This window comes from Geminisphaera colitermitum TAV2 (assembly GCF_000171235.2).
Classification (GTDB): Bacteria; Verrucomicrobiota; Verrucomicrobiia; order Opitutales; family Opitutaceae; genus Geminisphaera; species Geminisphaera colitermitum.
Genome location: NZ_ABEA03000042.1, coordinates 1 through 16867, shown reverse-complemented (window position 1 = coordinate 16867; position 16867 = coordinate 1). Strand labels below are relative to the sequence as shown.

Here is a 16867-nt window from a genome sequence, read left to right as displayed (position 1 = left end):
TCCCGAGTGGATCTGACCGGAATCGAATGCGGTTGAAGGTAGGTTTCCCATTTTTCCATTTCCATTATTCTATCATGAAAATATCTCCTATTGTTTTGTTCATTGCGGCCGCGATGCCGGTCATGGCCGAGCCGGTTTCTGTCCCCGAAAATTTTTGGCGGGTGCCTGCGCAAACGGGCCGCTTCGTCACGCTCGCGGCAAGCTGGGATGCCGTGCGCGATTTCACCAGTGAAGAGCGAAGTCGCAACAGCAATGGCATTAACGATTTGCTCAACAATGCCCGCTTCGGCGCGGATTTTGCATCGGGCAATTCGCTGGCCGGCGGATACGGAATCGCGCCGTTAAAAGACGGTGTGAACCGGCAGGGAATCATTGTGACCGAGCCCGGCGGGCATCTGCATTTCACCGGTGGCAGCAACCTGAATCCGGACGCGGCGACGGTGCGGTTCGCGGCGAAAGGACAATTTTGGGAACGCGGACAGTTGATGACGCTGTTTTCCGCGCGCCGCGAAACGTTCAGCATCGAGATCGTCAAGAAAGCGGACGCGCTTGCGCTGATTGTCCGCAAATTCCAAACCCCCAATTCGCGGGAGAAAAAGCTCGGCACGTATTGGAGCACGATTTCGGAAGTCGCGCTCCCCTTGCCTGAAAATCTGGATACGCAGGCATGGCATTCTGTGGTCGCCTCGTGGGACGCGAAGGCGGGCACCGGCCTGATCGCGCTCGACGGCGCGGGCGAACGCGGGGCGTTGACATTTCCCAACAACAAACGCGGCACGCTCGTGATATTCCTAGGCTCCGCCGCCAAGGTGGGCGCGCATGCGTATGCCATGGATGTGAACAGCCTCCAAGGAACGGCGTTTGATGAATTGCAGATCTGCAACCAGCCGCTCGACCTCTTGCTGGCCTTTGAAAAACTCCCCCCCCCCCCCCCCCTGCTGGTGAAAGCCGAGCAGGGCGCGCGCACTTATTTTGCGACGCTGGAAAAAATACAGCGTTTTGGCGGCTGGCAGAACATGTATTCATGGCCCACGTTGCTCGGCAGTGACGCGCAGGGTCGTGAACTGATTTCGTATGACAACGTCATCAGCAATGACAAATCGCGCGGCACCGCGCTCATCGCCGCCCACTTGCTCTACGGTTACGAAATTTTCAACGATCACCACTACCTCGACCTTGCCCGCAAGACCGCTGATTTTTACGTCGCCGCCCAAATCCCCGAAGGCGCGTGGCTCTACATCTACAACGTCGGCGTCAATCGAGTCGAATCGCGCGAAAAGGCGGAATACAAATTTCAGGACAGCGTGCAGAGCCACCCGCTTTATCTACTATGCTACATTTACCGGCTGACCGGCGAGAAAAAGTATCTCGAGGCGGCGATGCGCGCGGGGGAATTTTATTTGAGCGCGCAAAATCCGGACGGCAGTTGGTCGCACCACTACGACATCAAGGCAAAGTGCGGACGCACCGCGCGCGGCCTGCCCAATGGCGGCGAAATCAATGACCTGGCGATGAATGACGCCATCGACGTGATGACGCTGATGTGGCACTTCACGAAAGACCGGCGTTATATCGACGCGATGAAGCGCGCTGGCGACTGGCTGCTCAAGGCGCAACTGGGCGGCGCGGTCAATGGCTGCTGGGCGCAGCAATACGACAGCCAGATGCGGCCGGTCTGGGCGCGCGAATTCGAGCCGCCCGCGATGTCGCGCACCGCCACCGCCGACGCCTGCGATGCGCTTGCCGCTTTGTATCGGATTTCTGGTGATAAACGTTACCGCGACGCCATTGTCCTGTGCCGGGATTGGTTCGCCAAAAACACCAGGGGCGGCAAAATGTTTGATTACTACGAAGTGGAAACGGGGCGTCCCATTATTGCGCACCAGAATAAAGTTTACCACTTGGACGACGAGGTGGAGGCGAAGGCGTATGCCGCGTTTTTCCGCGGTGTGCCCGCCCGCTCCGACTGGCAGGTTCCCGACATCGACGGCATTTTGAAAACGGCGGTTTATCCTGTCGTTGAAAAACCACTCGATGAAACGGGCGCGACGGTGATGTTGCAACTGACGCAGTCGCGCGGGAAGATGGCGGCGGATACGCAAAACGAGGCGGGCATGTGGATATTCCCCAAAGTCGCCGGTTCCATCCAGTCCATGGGCGCGGGGTTCGTGCCGGGGCACGCCCGGGCGCTCATGCTGTTGCAATACATTGATGCCGCCCGCACGGCGCGCGGGGAGTTGCCGCTGGTGTATCGCGGCGGCTCATACCCGCATGGTTTGGGAGAGTTCAAAAATCTGGCCCGCCCGTCCGGCTGGTATGATGTGCCGTGGAATCAGAATCCTTGATACATTGAGTTGAGGGACAGGCCAGGCTGGCCGTGCCACGTCCAATGGAAAAAACATCTTCTTTTCTGCCCACCGGTGCACACCTCGACCAACACCAGACGTTCGTTTATCAAGACCGCGCTTTCCGCCTCGGGCCTCGCGCTGCTCGCCTCGCGTCCCTCTGTCTGGGCCGCCGCATCCGGGGAAAAGCCTCGCTACCGCTTCGTGTTCGCGAACGATCTGCACATGACGCATCCCTTCGACCAGCCCGGCGCGTATTCCGGAGCCAACCAGCGCGCCGCGTGGTTCATGGATACGCTGTGCAAGGGCGGGTTCGGTGCCCCGTTCGACTTCGTGCTCTTCGGCGGTGACATGGTGCATGGCAGGACGCTCGAAATGCTGGATATGGAAGTCCCCGCCTTCGCCAGGCTTACCGACCGGCTGCCCTGTAAATCCTACCCTTGCGTCGGCAACCACGAGAACATCCAGTGCGAGGCCGACCCCGTTTACGAAAAAGCCTACCGCGACCAGTATGGACAAAACCGGGCCCAATACACCTTCGAGCACAAGGGCATCCTCTTCGTCGTGCTCAACAACAGCGGCGAGCCGCCGTCCCAGGCCCGCCAGAAGACGCAGGAAGAACTCCGCCGCCGGCGCCTTCAATTCGCGGAGGAAGCCCTGTCTTCCCATCCCGGCCTGCCGAAAATCATCGTCTGTCACATCCCCCTGGTCCCGATGCGCGAGGCCGAAGTGCTCGAAAAAAGTTTCCGTTTTACCAGTTGGATGGCCTTTGATGAACCGCTGCTCCAATTGATCGAGAAGCATCGGGACAGCGTGCTGGCCGTTCTTTCCGGGCATCTGCATCTGACTGGCGTGGTGGAGAAAAACGGCATCAAACATATCATGCCTTCAGGCTTGGCCAGCTTCCCCCACGATATCGCGTTTTTCGACGTTTTCGATGACCGCATTGACGTCCGCATGGTCCCGGTTCCCGAGGAAATGGCCAAGCCTTACGCCACCAACCTCCACGGCAAGCGACGTCACGGGATCGACTATACCGACGCCACCCACCCCACCCATGAACTCTACATCGCGGGCAATCCCGACGAGCGCGCCTTCTCGCTGCCGCTCGCGCCCCGGCTATCGAACGCCTGAGCCGACTACATTGTGATTCAGTTCGCCCGCCTCGATGAGTGCCTGTCTGATCGGATTTATGGATGGTTCTTCGACGTTTTCAGTGGTTTGGCATGGAGTGCGGCGATTCATCGCCGCTTTAGACGGGTCGTTTTAACGGCCCGCCCTCCCGCCGTTCACCCTCCTTTCTCCCGCTTCCGGTGCGTCCTTTGCAAGACGGTAGAGAGGGTGCAAGAGGGCAAGGCGAGGCGACGTGATCAATCACGTCGTCCAAAGCGGCGATGAATCGCCGCACTCCATATCGCAATCCTGTCTTTCCACTGAAAACGTCGAAGAACCTTATGGATACAAAGCAACCGTTCGCTTGCAAGCGGTTGACCAATGGACGGAGTTCATCGAGCGGAGAACGGGGTGACTATCCGGTGAGTTGCGCGGTGGAGTGGCGCACGATGAGTTTTCCGGGGACGGTGACAACGAGGTTTTTGCCCTTGATGTCGAGCGGACGTGAGAGCAGCAACTCCGCCGCCAGTTTGCCCATCATGTTCCAGTCGGGCGCATAGCTGGTGACTTTGAGCGTGTGGTCCGCGGCATCAATGTTGTCGAAGGCGACCATGCTGCACTCGGAGGGCAGATTCCAGCCGCGCGCACGCAGGGGCTCCTGGATGTCGTAGGCCTGTGCGTCGCTTGCACAGGCGAGTGCGGTGTGGCGGCGGATTTCTTCGTCGGACAGTTTTTCGTCAGCGGCCAGAAAACGCACTGCTGGTGCGAGTCCGGCGCGATGCATGGCGACCACGTAGCCGTCGGCACGCTCACGGAAGATCTGCGTGTTCATCTCACGTTTGCCCACGAAGAGGATTTTTTTGTGGCCGAGTTGGATGAGATGTTCGGTGGCCTCCCTCATGCCGCGTGCGTTGTCGGCGACGATGCGCGGCAAACCGTCGCACTCGATAAAGCTGCTGACCGCCAGCGCTGGCATGTCGCCGAGTGTGCGGATGGCCTCCGGCGTGTAGCGTCCAAACAAAAACACGCCGCCCACGGTTTGATTTTTAACGATCAGGGGAACATCGCCGGGTAGTGGAGTTTCAACTACGGTTTCGACCTCATGGAGCTGACATTCACGTTGCAGACCGAGAAAAATGCTCCGCATCACGTCCGACCTGAGCAGGTCGATGTGTGGTCCGTAGAGCAGGATGCCCACGCGGCGTGGCATGCCGTTGGAGTGCATGGAAGGGTTGTTGTCGGCGATGGTCAGATGGGAGGCGCTGAGGCGGGGAGGGGGTTTCACGTAGCCGAGTTCCTGAGCTTTCTGGAGAATGCGTTTTTTGGTGTTTTCGGCGAGGTCCGGGTGGTCGCGCAACGCCCGCGAAACCGTGATGACGGAGATATTTAGGGCATCGGCGATCTGTCGTTGACTGACTTGCATGTTGATTACCGGTAATGCAAAAAATATAAGCTTCAATCAAATTCTAAAAGATTGCTGAAATTATCTCCTCTTGATGTGGGTCTATCTCATATTTTATTTTAACCTTATTATTATCAATTGATTGATAGCCTTTGTTTTTCTTGAAAATGTGGATTGACACGCTGCCGGTAATAACCGATTGATACCGGCACACAAATCAATTCAATGAACCCCGAACGTGTCTTCCCCCTGATCGAACCATCGCCGCGACCTGAGCTAGCTCAGGTAACAGGACGAAGTCCTGTTAAGATCCCTTCCCCGGCCTCTTCCGCCTTTACGCTGATCGAATTGCTCACGGTCATCGCCATCATCGGGATTCTGGCGGGCATCATGATTCCCGTTGTCGGCAAAGTCCGCGAATCGGCAAACGCGGCGACGTGCAAATCCAACCTCCGCCAACTCACCTCCGCCGCGCTCCTCTACGCGCAGGACAACCGTGGGTATTTCCCCAGTAAGCGCCTTTACAACACCTCCGCCCACAGCGAGCCGGGTGTGCGCGATTACATCGGCGCAAAGCAGTCGAAAGTCTTCACCTGCCCGACCCTCGCGCGGCAATTCCCGATCAAGGAAAACGTCGTCACGAGCGAGGGCGAGCACACCTACGGCGTCAACGCGGGCGTCGTCCCCGAATACGAAAACAACCTCGTCAAATCGCCGCAAAGCCGTGCCCAAATCCTCTGTAAAATTGACGCTGTTACGCAGCCCTCGCGCACCCTCTTCATCTTCGACGGCTCGTGGAACGCATCGGGGCAATACTTCGACAACTCCATTTCGCCTTTTCACGGCAGCAACGCGTTCCACCAGTATTTCGACAACCTCAAATACCCGCACAAAAACCATGAAAACGTCGCCTTCGTTGACGCCCACGTCGAGCAACTCCCGCTCGAAAAACTGAACGACTACACCGCCACCATCTGGACAGGCCAATAAACCGCCTCCTCCATCCCACTCCCCCCCTCCCCCCCCTTCTCTGTTTCTCACCAGAAGCAACCTAAACCACAAACTACACATGAAGACCAAACCCGAAACCTTCGCCAAGCCTGCCAGCCACCTCGCCGCTGTGTTTGCCGCCGCGACGCTTGCTCTTGTCATCACTGCCGCCGCGACGCAAACAGCCCATGCCGCCACGACCATCACCGAAACCGTTCTCCGCTACGATTTCCAGAAGGCCACCGTCGGAGCCCCGCCACCCAACGCGGGCACGACTGGCGTCCTCGTCAAATACCCTACGCGCCCCGATGGCGGCACTGCGGGTAACGACAACACCACGCTCGTCTCGACAGCCGGCTCCACCGCGTCCTCTGCCACGACACCCGTGACGCCTGCCGACCCCTTCGGAGGCTCCGGCAACCTCTCCGGCTACCTCTGGTATCACAAACAAGTCTCCAGCTCCAAAATGCCGGTACTCCAATTCGCCCTGCCCAATTACACTGCCGTCGCGCCGCTCACTACGGGCACATTGAGTTTTGACTTTTACATGCCGACACCGGTGGACGGCACCGGCATCATGGAAATCAACATCATGCCCGACACCAGCAACTCCGACTCCACCCGCGGCACCTCGCTCGTCTCCTTCCAAGTCCAAGGCAGCACCACCGACGGCTACGGCACCGTTTTTATTTACACGAACGGCGAGACCAGCGGCAATCAGGCCCGCGCCACCACCGCCACCGTCTCCTTCGACGCCAAACACACCTTTGCCATCACGTGGGATGCCGCCACCTCCTCCTTTTCAATGAAACTCGATGGCACGACCGTTGAGCGCAGCGTCAGTGGCTCGCTCGTCAGTTCCTTCGTCTCGACCACCAATCAGACTGGTGCCGCCGCCGTCCGTTTCACGACCGCCTCCGGTGGCGGCAACACCAGCGTCGGCTATTTTGTGGACAACATTCTCGTCACACACGAAATCCCCGTGCCCGTCCCCGAACCCGCGAAAACCGCCGCCGCCCTCGGTGTCATTACCGCCGCGATTGCCGCCGCCGCCAACCTGTTCGCCAGAAAAAACAAGCCCTCGGCATAATGAAAAACTTCAACGGGCGGTACTCATGCCGCCAATACCGCCTCCTCTTCATCCTCCTTGCGTTCCTGCCTTTGGCCCTGCCCGGCTCCGCGCTCGCCGCAACCGGGAAACCTAGCCTTGAAATATACCCAACTTTTCTAAGCGCAGGCATTTATCTAAACGACCTCACCGCTGGTAAGCCCGATCATTTCTCCGCCAATGTCCGCTTCCGCAAAATCGCAACAGCGACCGGGAGCGGGGGGGGGGGGGGAGTCGCCACCGCCGCGTGGCAAGACGCCTGCGAACTCACCTTCCACCCCGCCGATCATCAGGCCCGTGGCATCCTTGCCAACCTCGATCCTGACACAACCTACGAACTATCAATATCCTACACTGATTCCGGACGCGCTGACACCGCCACCGCAACATTCAGAACACTTTCGGACGACGTTCCCGTTGCCAAAACCATTACCCTCACCCCCGCTGACATCGCAAACGGTTTTACCATAAGCGAATCCGGCACTGCCGACGGCTATCTCCGTTACACCGCTCCGCCCGGCGTCACCCTGCTTGGCCCCGCGCAAAAAACTCAGGCGATCCTCTTGATCAAAGCCAATTACATCATTCTGGAAAACCTGACGCTCGAAGGAGGTAATTACAACGCCATCAGCATCATTGATTGCGAACACATCCGCATCCGCAACTGCGACATTTCCAACTACGGCACCGAACGCGTGTTGCCCTTCGACACCAGCGGCAGACACAGCGTTTATCGCGACAACGGACGCAACATCAATAACCAGGCCGGAATCATGATTCGCGGCGGAAGCGACATCATCCTCGAACGCAACTACATCCACGATCCGAAAAGTCGCGCCAATACATGGTTTTACTCCCATCCCGCCGGACCCAACGCCGTGTTTCTCGGCGGCGCACGCGGCGTCGTCTTGCGCTACAACGATTTTGTCGGCAATGACTTGCATCGCTGGAATGACGTCGTCGAAAGCAACATCAACGGTGACATTCGCGGCGGCCCCTGGAAAGACGCCGAAATCTACGGCAATTATTTCGGCTTTGGCAACGACGACGGCATCGAACTCGATGGCGGACAAATCAACTGCCGCGTTTTCCGAAATAAATTTGAGGGAACACTTTGCGGCATCAGCACCGCCCCATGCCTGCGCGGCCCGTCATTCATCTTTGAAAACCTGATCGTCAATCTGCGCGACGAATTCGGCACGGCTAACACCGCGCTCAAGAACAATTACAGCAAGCGCGGCGACGGCAAAATTTTCTTCTTCAACAACACCATCGTGACCGACGTCGAAGCGGTGTCGGGGTTTGGAAAAGGCGAGCCCGACCGCGTTTCCGGCAACCTCAAGTTCGTCAGCCGCAACAACATTATCCAGGCTTCCAACTTCTTTGCGGGCGGCGTGTTTCGCGAAAAGACCTCGGTGGATTACGATCTTCTCAGCCTGGTTCGCCCGCGCACGGACGTGGATGTTTTTGCGCGTCTGGACCAGGAAAAACAGGAAACGCACGGTTACCGCCAGACCGCCTCGTTTCGCGACGCCCCGAACGGCGATTTCCGCTTGCAGCCCGACGTGCGTGAAAAATTGCGCGGTGAAAAAATCCCCAACTTTTCACCCGACGGAAAACTTGGCACCGCTTTGGCCCTGCCGGAACGTCCGCTCGATTTTGAAACCTCCGCCGCCGAAATCCGCCTCGACCTGCAAACAACAAAAACGCAACTCACGCTCACTCCGAAAACCGAGCCGTCCGCCGGACGCGGAAACACGCGCATCGAATTTTCAATCGTTCAACCCGTTGCAACGAATTATTTTGCGGTGACGCCCTCGCGCGGCGTCTTGGAGGCGGGAAAACCGCTCACTCTTACCATCGACACAAGAAATACTTATAAAAACGTCAAGGAAGCGCGATTGCACAGTGGGGCTTTTCTGATTCGGACGAACAACGGCTTGTCGCGTCCGGTCACGGTTTATTTCGATAATCGCGCTGACGACGCCAAAGTCAAAACCCGCCGTGCCAACGTGATTTACGGCAAAATCGAACTGCTTGGCGAAAACAGTGCCCCCCCCCCCCCCTCTGGCAAGTCCGCATCCTGCAAACTCGTTTTCGATCTCACCCCCGACCAAGCGGGCAAATATTATCTTTTCGGACGTTTCAGAAATCGCGTCAGCCGCATTTTATTGAATGACAAATTGATGTCGATTCGCAGTGGAGAGCAGCAATTGGGTCGCGAGATTCCGAAGGTGCCCTGTTGGGGTAACATCGGCCTTCCGCAAGGCGCAACCAACGCGCCCCTCGTGTTGCTTGCGGGACGCAACGAATTTGTCCTCGCGCCTGCCGAAAAACAACCGTTCGAAATGGATGCTGTTGCGTTGGGCAAAGAGCCGGAGGATTTTCTCTACGCTCCGGGAAATTTTGCCAGATGAAGAGTTAAAAAGAATCCAAGAAATGAATACTGCAAAATATCATTCCTGTCTGGCGCATGTTTGTCTGTTTCTGTCCGCCGTTTTTTCGTTGGCGTCGATCCATGCTGCGCCCTCTGCAATCGCACCGCTCAAAATCGCCCTCATCGGTGACTCCACGGTTTGCGACTACAAACCCACATCGCCCATGCGAGGTTGGGGGCAACTTCTGCACGAATTTTTGCCCAAAGGCACGCAAATCACCAATGCCGCGCGCGGTGGCTTGAGCACCAAAACCTTTCCGCCTGACCGCTGGCAGGGCGTCCTCGCGGCCAAGCCCGATTACGTATTGATTCAATTTGGTCACAACGATTCGCACGCGAAGGACAAACCCGAGTCCACCGACGCCGCCACCGATTATCGCGACAACCTCCGGCGTTTTGTCCGCGAGGCGCGCGCTGCCGGTGTCACGCCGATCCTTGTCACACCGGTTCATCGCCGCCTCTACAAGAACGGCCATCCGACCAACGAACTCGGACGTTACGCTGATGCGATGAAGGCCGTCGCCACCGAACTCGATGTGAAACTCATCGACTTGCACGCCACCAGCGGAACGTTGTTCGACCGACTCGGCGAGGACGGGACGGAGTCCTACACCGTCAACAAACTCGACAACGCCGACCGCCCCGGCCTTGGCGACCGTACCCATTTTACGGAGACAGGGGCTCGGGAGATTGCGCGGCTTGTCGCCGCCGATCTGGGCAGGGTGGCGACAGGTAACGACGGGGGACGATGAGTTTCGACGGGTTTTAATGGACACCTGTCGGCTCTTGTCGCAATCCGTCGCGGCCTGTCACCCCCCCCCCTCAGGGGATTTCGCGGGTGGTTTTGCAGTCGGGGAAACCGGTGCAACCCCAGAAATCCTTGCCGGCATTGGGGCCGGTCCTGGCTTTGCGGCGTTTCATGGGTTTGCCACATTCGGGGCAAAGGGGCGCGTTTTCTTTCGCCGCCCGTGTTTCCACTCGGGCGGTGGTAAGTTGCTCGCGGAAACCTCCGGTCTCGCTAAAAATCTCTCCCTGCGCTTCGAGTTGGCGAAGAAGCATGTTGATAACACGGCTGATGATAATGAGCAGTGCGTTGGCAACGATGCTGGAGTCGTCCGTCTCAAGCCAGCGGGCGAATTTTTTTTGTTGGGCGAGGATATGGATGCAGGAATCGTGGACGTAATCGTTGCCGTAATCGGGTTTGTCGAGACGGGTGTTATAGACAGCTTGGGCCTCGGGCGAATCCTTGCGCCAGGGGACTTGTCCATGGCGCAGGAGCCAGTCTTCATAATCGCTGTGGAGTTCGGCAAGGCTGGCGCGGGCGACGTCGGTGAGTTTCATTTCGGTTTCCCTGGAGGTCGAGGCGCGGGCGGAGCCTTCGACAATGTTGACCTTGCCGGAACGGGCGGCCTGGGTCATCTGGTCGTATTGGCGGCCGGTCGGATCAAGGTTGCGGGTGAGGAATTTTTGGCAGAAGCGGCATGTAGCCATTTGGGCAATACACGCCAGCGTCCAGGAATCGAGCCGCCGATAACCGGCAGATGGGGAGAATTGCAGTGGCATGGCACTGCGGCATGCCGTTCCCGATGCGGTATCGCAAGCTCCGACTGGTTGGCGACAGGGAACGACAGGTGACGGTCAAGGTGACTCGTTATCTGTCGCAACCTGTCGTCACCTGTCGAAACTTCTCGTCCCCGGCAACGTTTAGCCGCTGAATGCAGCCTTCATTTCATGAAATCACGCCTTCCTGGTTGTCGTCGTAACATAGCGGTCGTTTTGGCCGTGTTTTTTGTAGCCACGGGTCTTGCCGCGCCTGCCCCCACTTGGGACTTCGCCGCGCTCCAGTCTCCGCCGCGCGTGTTCGATGCGCCCGCCGCCTATACGCAATCCGAGGCTGTCGCTGCGCTTCCCGACGGCGTGCGTGCGTTCGCGTTCGAAGGGCTTCCTTGGCAGGGCAACCCGACGCGCGTTTTTGCGTTTTATGGCGCGCCCGCCGGAGCCTCGTCCGCCAAGCCTGCGCCCGGCATTGTGCTCGTTCACGGCGCGGGCGGCACGGCGTTCGCCAACTGGGTCAAGCTGTGGGTGGATCGGGGATACGCCGCCATCGCGTTTGACCACGACGGCGGCATTCCCGTTGGCAAATACAGCCACTGGCAGCGCAACCCGCAAAATCCCGGTCCCAAACGCAGCGGCACGAACGACATCACGCTCCCCGTTGCCGACCAGTGGATGTATCATGCCGTGGCGGATACACTGCTCGCGCATTCGCTGCTCGCGTCGTTTCCTGAAGTGGATGCGGAGCGCATCGGCGCGACAGGCATTTCCTACGGCGCGGTGGTGCTCGCCAACGTCATTGGCATCGACACGCGTCTCAAGTTTGCCGTGCCGGTTTATGGCTGCGGATTCATTTCGGAAAACGAGGACGACGGTTCGCGCTTCATCGACTCAAAAGTCCCTTGGGAAAAAGCCGCCGCCCGCGTCACTGAATGGAACCGTCTCTGGGACCCGAAACACCGTCTGCCGCAGGCACGCCTGCCGATTTTGTGGCTCAACGGCACCAACGATTTCGCATTCACCATGAGTGCCTGGCAACGTTCGTATCGCGCCGCGCCCGGCACGCAGGCGGTTTGCCTGCGTGTGCGCATGAAGCACGGGCACGGTGCGCCCGGCGAAAACCCCGAGGAAATCCGCGCCTTTGCCGACAGCATCGTGCGAGGCGGCGTGTCGCTTGCCCGCGTCACCGGACAGGGACGCGACGCGGCGACGAACGCCGCATGGGTCACATGGACTGCCGCGCCTGACACGCCTGTCCGCGAGGCCGTTCTCAATTTTACGCGCACGTCTGGCGGACGCTGGCAGGATCGTATTTGGGAAACCATGACAGCCACGGTTGATGATGTCGCATCACGAGCCACGGCGACGGTGCCGGCTGACGCGTCTGTTTTTTATTTCAACCTCACCGATGCACGTGGCCTGATCGTGAGCAGCGAACATGTGGAGATGCCTCCATCGGCACTCTGATTTTTCCCGCAGCGATCATTTTCCCGCCACGGCGCAACGCATGCAACGGGAACAAGCCTGGCAAATCTGTATCCCGTTGCGCGCGTTGCACCGTGGCGGGAAACCAAAACCTTACGCTCCCGCCGGGCTGGTCGTATTGCCGTTTCCATGACCACCGGGCGTGTGGTTCTCGTCGGCGGGAGGGGCGGGGGGGGGGGGGGGGGCGTCGGAGAAGCTGATCTTCAGGTTGAAGAGCGGCAGCAGGCAGAGCAGGCCGACCACAGTGAGGCCCAGCACCGCGTAACCCGCCGTGTCGTGGACCGTGCCTTCGATGGCTTCGGGGCCGTAGTTGTAGGCCCAGGCAGTGAGAAAAATGCCGCGAAGCAGGTTGGTGAAAAATGCGAACAGCATCGCGCAGCCCACCAGCGCGATTTTTTTCCAGAGCTTGTGCAGGAATACCGCCGCGAGAAACGATCCGGCGAACAGACAGCCGGTGAGCGAGCGAATGCCCGAGCACGCCTCGGCCACGCCGACCTGGCCCTTGGGCAGCACGAGAACGTTGCCCTGCTGCTCGATGGTCAGCCCCAGAATATCGAAAACGAAAAACACCACGGCGGTCACCCGCCCCAGCAGGAAGAGGCTGAGGTTGTTTTCCACCACCGAGACCATCGGCGCGGACACCAGCCAGACGAGGATCGGGAAGACGAACAGCGCCACCAACTGCACCCGCGCGTCGTCCAGCATACGGGCTGGCGTCACCGGTTTGGCTTCGGGGGCATTGATGAACAACAGCGCGAACAACATGCCGGCCGAGCCGAGCGTGATCGCAAGCGTGCCGGGATAGGACGGACCGGCTCCGGCGCGGTAGAAGGCGCCAATGAAAAATAACAGCGCGCCAAACACCGCCGCGAGCGTGGCCACGCTGCCCAGCACCACTCGTCCCGCTCCCTTCGCGCGGAGGCTGCCGGGAGCGCGGCAGGCCTCGACAGCCGCCTTGATCCGGGGCCAGCGGTCATAAACGACAAACACGACAAAGGCCGGCACCAGCCAGCCGAACCCGTAGTCCTCCTTCAATTTCCACCAGTGGGATTGGTCCCAGGCGATGAAGCCCATGAAGCCAGCCGCCACGAGAAGGGCGGCAAAAAAACCAGGGGAAAGAATCGCGGAGAATTTTTTGGCGGAGTCGAGCATGGGCGAGTGAATGAACGGAAAAATGAACCGGGAAATGACAGGTTTTGGAACGAAGGGCGCAAATCATTCCCATAAACGGCTGGTGCGCAAGCCAGCCGTTTGGGGAACCGGTGGCGCGTGCGGCGGACCATGTCGCGGCTACGAGATGCTGGCCCGGGCAAATCCTTTTTCCAACGCGTAGCGGATCAGTTGCGGAGTCGAGGTCAGGCCGAGCTTGGTCATGATGTTTTGCCGGTGGTTGCGCGCCGTGCGCGGACTCAACCCCGCATGCGCCGCCACCTCCTCGTTGGACCAGCCCCGGCCAAACAAACACAGCAATTCCATCTCGCGGTCGGACAAAACCTTGGCGAACGCGAGCGGGTCGGCCCGCACCCGGGCCCGCACTTCCCTCACCACGGAGCACGCATAGGTCTGCCCCGCCATGACCGCCGTGATCGCCTCCTGAAGGATGTCGAGCGTCTGCCCGTTTTTATCCACGAAACCATTGACTTCCGCCGACTGCGCGCGGTGCAGCGTGTATTCATCCGTGTGCGACGAGAGCGTGAGCACTTTCACCTCTGGAACCGCCTTCCTGATCGCCGGCACGAAATCGAGTCCGTCGCCATCGGGCAGGACCACATCAAGCAACACCACTGTCGGCTGCAACTGGCGGCAAAGCGCGAGCCCCTCCTGGAGATTGGGCGCGCTCCGCACCTCGGAGCCGGGAATCGCGCACACACAGGCCATGAGCAGCAGCTCCCGAAGCATGGTCTGGTCTTCGACGATTACGAGTTTCACAAAAAGACTCTGCTAACAACCGACCCCTTGTATAAGCAACAATAACCCTGCTATATACATATATATGCAAAATCACCGGCCTGGGCGCTTGGGCTGCCGGTGTGCGTGCCGACTCAACCGTCATCGACTCAATCGTCGTCGCCGCTCGCCGCGCGACGGCGGTCGTAGGGCTGGCCGGTGAGGAGGGCCAGTTTCTCCTCAAACTCCGCTTTTTGCAGCGGTTGCACCACCTCATTGAGCGCGCCCTCCATCACCTGCGTCAGGCTGTAGAGCGTGAGGCCGATGCGATGGTCGGTGAGACGGTTTTGCGGGAAATTGTAGGTGCGGATGCGTTCGCTGCGGTCGCCCGTGCCGATTTGCCCACGACGCTGCGCGGCATATTTTGCCGCCTCTTCGTCCTGCTTGCGCTGGAGCAGGCGGGCGCGCAGCACGGACATCGCGCTCGCCTTGTTCTTCTGCTGCGAACGCCCGTCGGCGCAATACACGATCATGCCCGTCGGCTTGTGTACAATGCGCACCGCGGAGTCGGTCGTGTTGACCCCTTGCCCGCCGGGACCGCTGGCACGTTGCACGGTGATTTCGAGGTCCTGCGGATCGATGCGGATGTCCACCTCCTGCGCCTCGGGCAGCACCGCCACCGTGACCGTCGAGGTGTGGATGCGCCCGTTGGCTTCGGTCAACGGCACGCGCTGCACGCGGTGCACGCCGCTCTCGAACTTGAGCTGCTTGTACACGTCCTGCCCGCGAATGATGAAACTCACTTCGCGGAACCCGCCCCGCTCGCTTTCGCTGCTGCCGGTCGGCTCCACCGTCCAGCCGCGATCCTCCGCGTAACGGTGATACATGCGCGCCAGTTCCGCCGCGAACAGCGCCGCCTCTTCGCCCCCGGTGCCGGCGCGGATTTCGAGCACGGTGTCGCGCGAATCCGTCGGTTCGGGGGGGATCATGCCCGCGAGCACCGTGCGGAAAAGCCGCTCCCGCCGCGCTTCCAATTCCGGCAGTTCGGCCTCGGCCAGTTCGCGCAGATCGGGGTCAGCCGACGGGTCTTTGATAAGCGCCTGCGCCTCGGCGATCTCAGCCAGTGTTTTCCGGTGGGCGGCATGGTCGGCCAGCAGTTGCGTGACCTGCTGATGCTCGCGGGTGACGGCGGCGGCGGCCCGGGCATCGTTGTAAAACGTCGGCGAACGCATCTGCGCATCGAGTTCGTCGGCGCGGCGCTGGAAAAGGGAGATGTCGGGAAGGGACTGCATGGGAGTTAAGAATTAAGAATTAAGAATTAAGAATTAAAAATTAAAAAAAACGGACTTCGCTGCGGTGTGTGGTTTGGCGGTGCCGGTTCGGTGGTTTGGACTTCTTAATTTTTAATTCTTAATTCTTAATTTCCCTTCGCCATGGCCACGCCGCTTTTCACACAAAACATCATCGCGTGCATCTGGGACTTCGACAAGACCCTCATCCCCGACTACATGCAGGCTCCGATTTTCCGGCGCTACGGGGTCAACGAGTCCACCTTCTGGGCGGAGACCAACAGCCTTGTCGCCCACTACCTCAAGCGTGGTTACCACCTCTCCGGCGAGATCGCCTACCTCAACCACCTTCTCACCAGCGTGCTCACCGGCACCATGCCCGGCCTCAACAACCGGGTGCTCCGCGAATGCGGCGGCGAATTGAAATTCTATCCCGGCATCCCCGACTTCTTCGCCCGCTCCCGCGCCTGGGTGAGCGAACGTCCCGAGTATGAGAAGCATGACATCCAGCTTGAGCACTACGTGGTGAGCACCGGCCTTGCCGAGATGATTCGCGGCTGCGCGGTGGCGGACCACATCGACGGCGTGTGGGGCTGCGAATTTATCGAAAATCCCCTGCGGCCCGGCTTTCTCCAGCAGGCGGAGTTCGAGGAGTTCAACGCCGCCGAGGCCCTCATTGCGCAAATCGGCATGGTCATCGACAACACCACCAAAACCCGCGCCCTCTTTGAGATCAACAAAGGCACCAACAAAAACCCCGCCATCGACGTGAACGCCAACATCAGTCCCGAGGACCGGCGCATTCCGTTTCAGAACATGATCTACATTGCCGACGGCCCCAGCGACATTCCGAGTTTTTCCGTGGTGAAGAAAGGCGGCGGACGCGCCTATGCCGTTTACAATCCCCGGCGCACCGACGAATTCGCGCAGAACGACAAGCTCCGTGCCGACGGACGCATCGACCACTACGGACCGGCCGACTACACCGAAGGCTCCAGCACCGAGCAATGGCTGCGGCTCCACGTGCAGGCGATCTGCGCCCGCATCGTCGCCGACCGCGAGGCCGCCGTGGCCCGTCGCGTATCCAAACCGCCACGACACCTGAACCCGTCGCCCGAGGAGGCGGCGGCCCGCGCCGCCGCAGCCGCCGGCAAGCTGCGGCAGGATACATTTTTGTGAGGCGTGGCGGCGCGGGGGGGGGGGGGGGGAGGGGGACACCCACGCCACTTTGGACAAAAAAGCCCGGAGCGGTGATGC

At 59.6% G+C, this 16867-nt stretch carries 13 protein-coding genes; 8 read left to right on the top strand and 5 right to left on the bottom strand.

Annotated features, from left to right (window positions below):
- The first annotated feature begins 74 nt into the window (after positions 1-74).
- Both OBACDRAFT_RS05675 and OBACDRAFT_RS05670 read left to right on the top strand, forming a co-directional pair.
- Positions 75-2345 (top strand): pectate lyase, encoded by a 2271-nt coding sequence (locus tag OBACDRAFT_RS05675; protein WP_043583600.1) that lies wholly within the window; start codon positions 75-77, stop codon positions 2343-2345.
- Positions 2346-2420: 75 nt separating this feature from the next.
- The gene (locus tag OBACDRAFT_RS05670) at positions 2421-3479 is read left to right on the top strand and encodes a metallophosphoesterase family protein (RefSeq protein WP_043583598.1); all 1059 of its coding nucleotides are present in this window, start codon (positions 2421-2423) and stop codon (positions 3477-3479) included.
- 394 nt (positions 3480-3873) lie between these two features.
- Here the strand turns inward: OBACDRAFT_RS05670 and OBACDRAFT_RS05665 are convergent, their stop codons facing one another.
- Entirely contained in the window at positions 3874-4881 is a 1008-nt protein-coding gene (locus OBACDRAFT_RS05665; RefSeq protein WP_043583596.1) for a LacI family DNA-binding transcriptional regulator, read from the bottom strand.
- 204 nt (positions 4882-5085) lie between these two features.
- On the opposite strand from OBACDRAFT_RS05665, the gene OBACDRAFT_RS05660 reads away from it, so the two are divergent.
- The 4 genes from OBACDRAFT_RS05660 to OBACDRAFT_RS05645 all read left to right on the top strand — a co-directional run bounded on the left by OBACDRAFT_RS05660 (position 5086) and on the right by OBACDRAFT_RS05645 (position 10147).
- Positions 5086-5850: a type II secretion system protein gene (locus tag OBACDRAFT_RS05660; protein WP_043583594.1), complete on the top strand. Its 765-nt coding sequence runs from the start codon at positions 5086-5088 to the stop codon at positions 5848-5850.
- A gap of 79 nt (positions 5851-5929) precedes the next feature.
- Positions 5930-6940, top strand: a complete 1011-nt coding sequence (locus tag OBACDRAFT_RS05655; protein ID WP_043583592.1) for a hypothetical protein — start codon at positions 5930-5932, stop codon at positions 6938-6940.
- Positions 6940-9375: a right-handed parallel beta-helix repeat-containing protein gene (locus OBACDRAFT_RS05650; protein WP_043583589.1), complete on the top strand. Its 2436-nt coding sequence runs from the start codon at positions 6940-6942 to the stop codon at positions 9373-9375. Before OBACDRAFT_RS05655 ends, OBACDRAFT_RS05650 begins: the two co-directional genes overlap by 1 nt.
- Before the next feature lie 22 nt (positions 9376-9397).
- Positions 9398-10147, top strand: coding sequence for a rhamnogalacturonan acetylesterase (locus OBACDRAFT_RS05645; RefSeq protein WP_052361277.1), 750 nt, complete (start codon positions 9398-9400; stop codon positions 10145-10147).
- 70 nt (positions 10148-10217) lie between these two features.
- Here the strand turns inward: OBACDRAFT_RS05645 and OBACDRAFT_RS05640 are convergent, their stop codons facing one another.
- A complete protein-coding gene (locus OBACDRAFT_RS05640; RefSeq protein WP_043583588.1) occupies positions 10218-10958 on the bottom strand; it encodes a four helix bundle suffix domain-containing protein in 741 nt (246 codons plus the stop codon).
- Between the two features lie 168 nt (positions 10959-11126).
- Between OBACDRAFT_RS05640 and OBACDRAFT_RS05635 the strand changes: the two genes are divergently transcribed.
- Positions 11127-12416, top strand: coding sequence for an alpha/beta hydrolase family protein (locus OBACDRAFT_RS05635; protein WP_043583586.1), 1290 nt, complete (start codon positions 11127-11129; stop codon positions 12414-12416).
- 111 nt (positions 12417-12527) lie between these two features.
- On the opposite strand, the gene OBACDRAFT_RS05630 is transcribed toward OBACDRAFT_RS05635, so the two are convergent.
- From OBACDRAFT_RS05630 to prfA, 3 genes are all read right to left on the bottom strand, one after another.
- Positions 12528-13586 carry an exosortase/archaeosortase family protein gene (locus OBACDRAFT_RS05630; RefSeq protein ID WP_081721835.1) on the bottom strand — a complete coding sequence of 353 codons (1059 nt, stop codon included), beginning with the start codon at positions 13584-13586 and terminating at the stop codon, positions 12528-12530.
- 138 nt (positions 13587-13724) lie between these two features.
- Entirely contained in the window at positions 13725-14363 is a 639-nt protein-coding gene (locus OBACDRAFT_RS05625; protein ID WP_043583583.1) for a response regulator transcription factor, read from the bottom strand.
- Positions 14364-14491: 128 nt separating this feature from the next.
- Positions 14492-15613 carry a peptide chain release factor 1 gene (prfA, locus tag OBACDRAFT_RS05620; RefSeq protein WP_043583581.1) on the bottom strand — a complete coding sequence of 374 codons (1122 nt, stop codon included), beginning with the start codon at positions 15611-15613 and terminating at the stop codon, positions 14492-14494.
- Positions 15614-15754: 141 nt separating this feature from the next.
- On the opposite strand from prfA, the gene OBACDRAFT_RS05615 reads away from it, so the two are divergent.
- On the top strand, positions 15755-16789 hold the full coding sequence (locus tag OBACDRAFT_RS05615) for an HAD family hydrolase (RefSeq protein WP_043583579.1): 1035 nt from the start codon (positions 15755-15757) through the stop codon (positions 16787-16789).
- Positions 16790-16867: the final 78 nt, after the last annotated feature.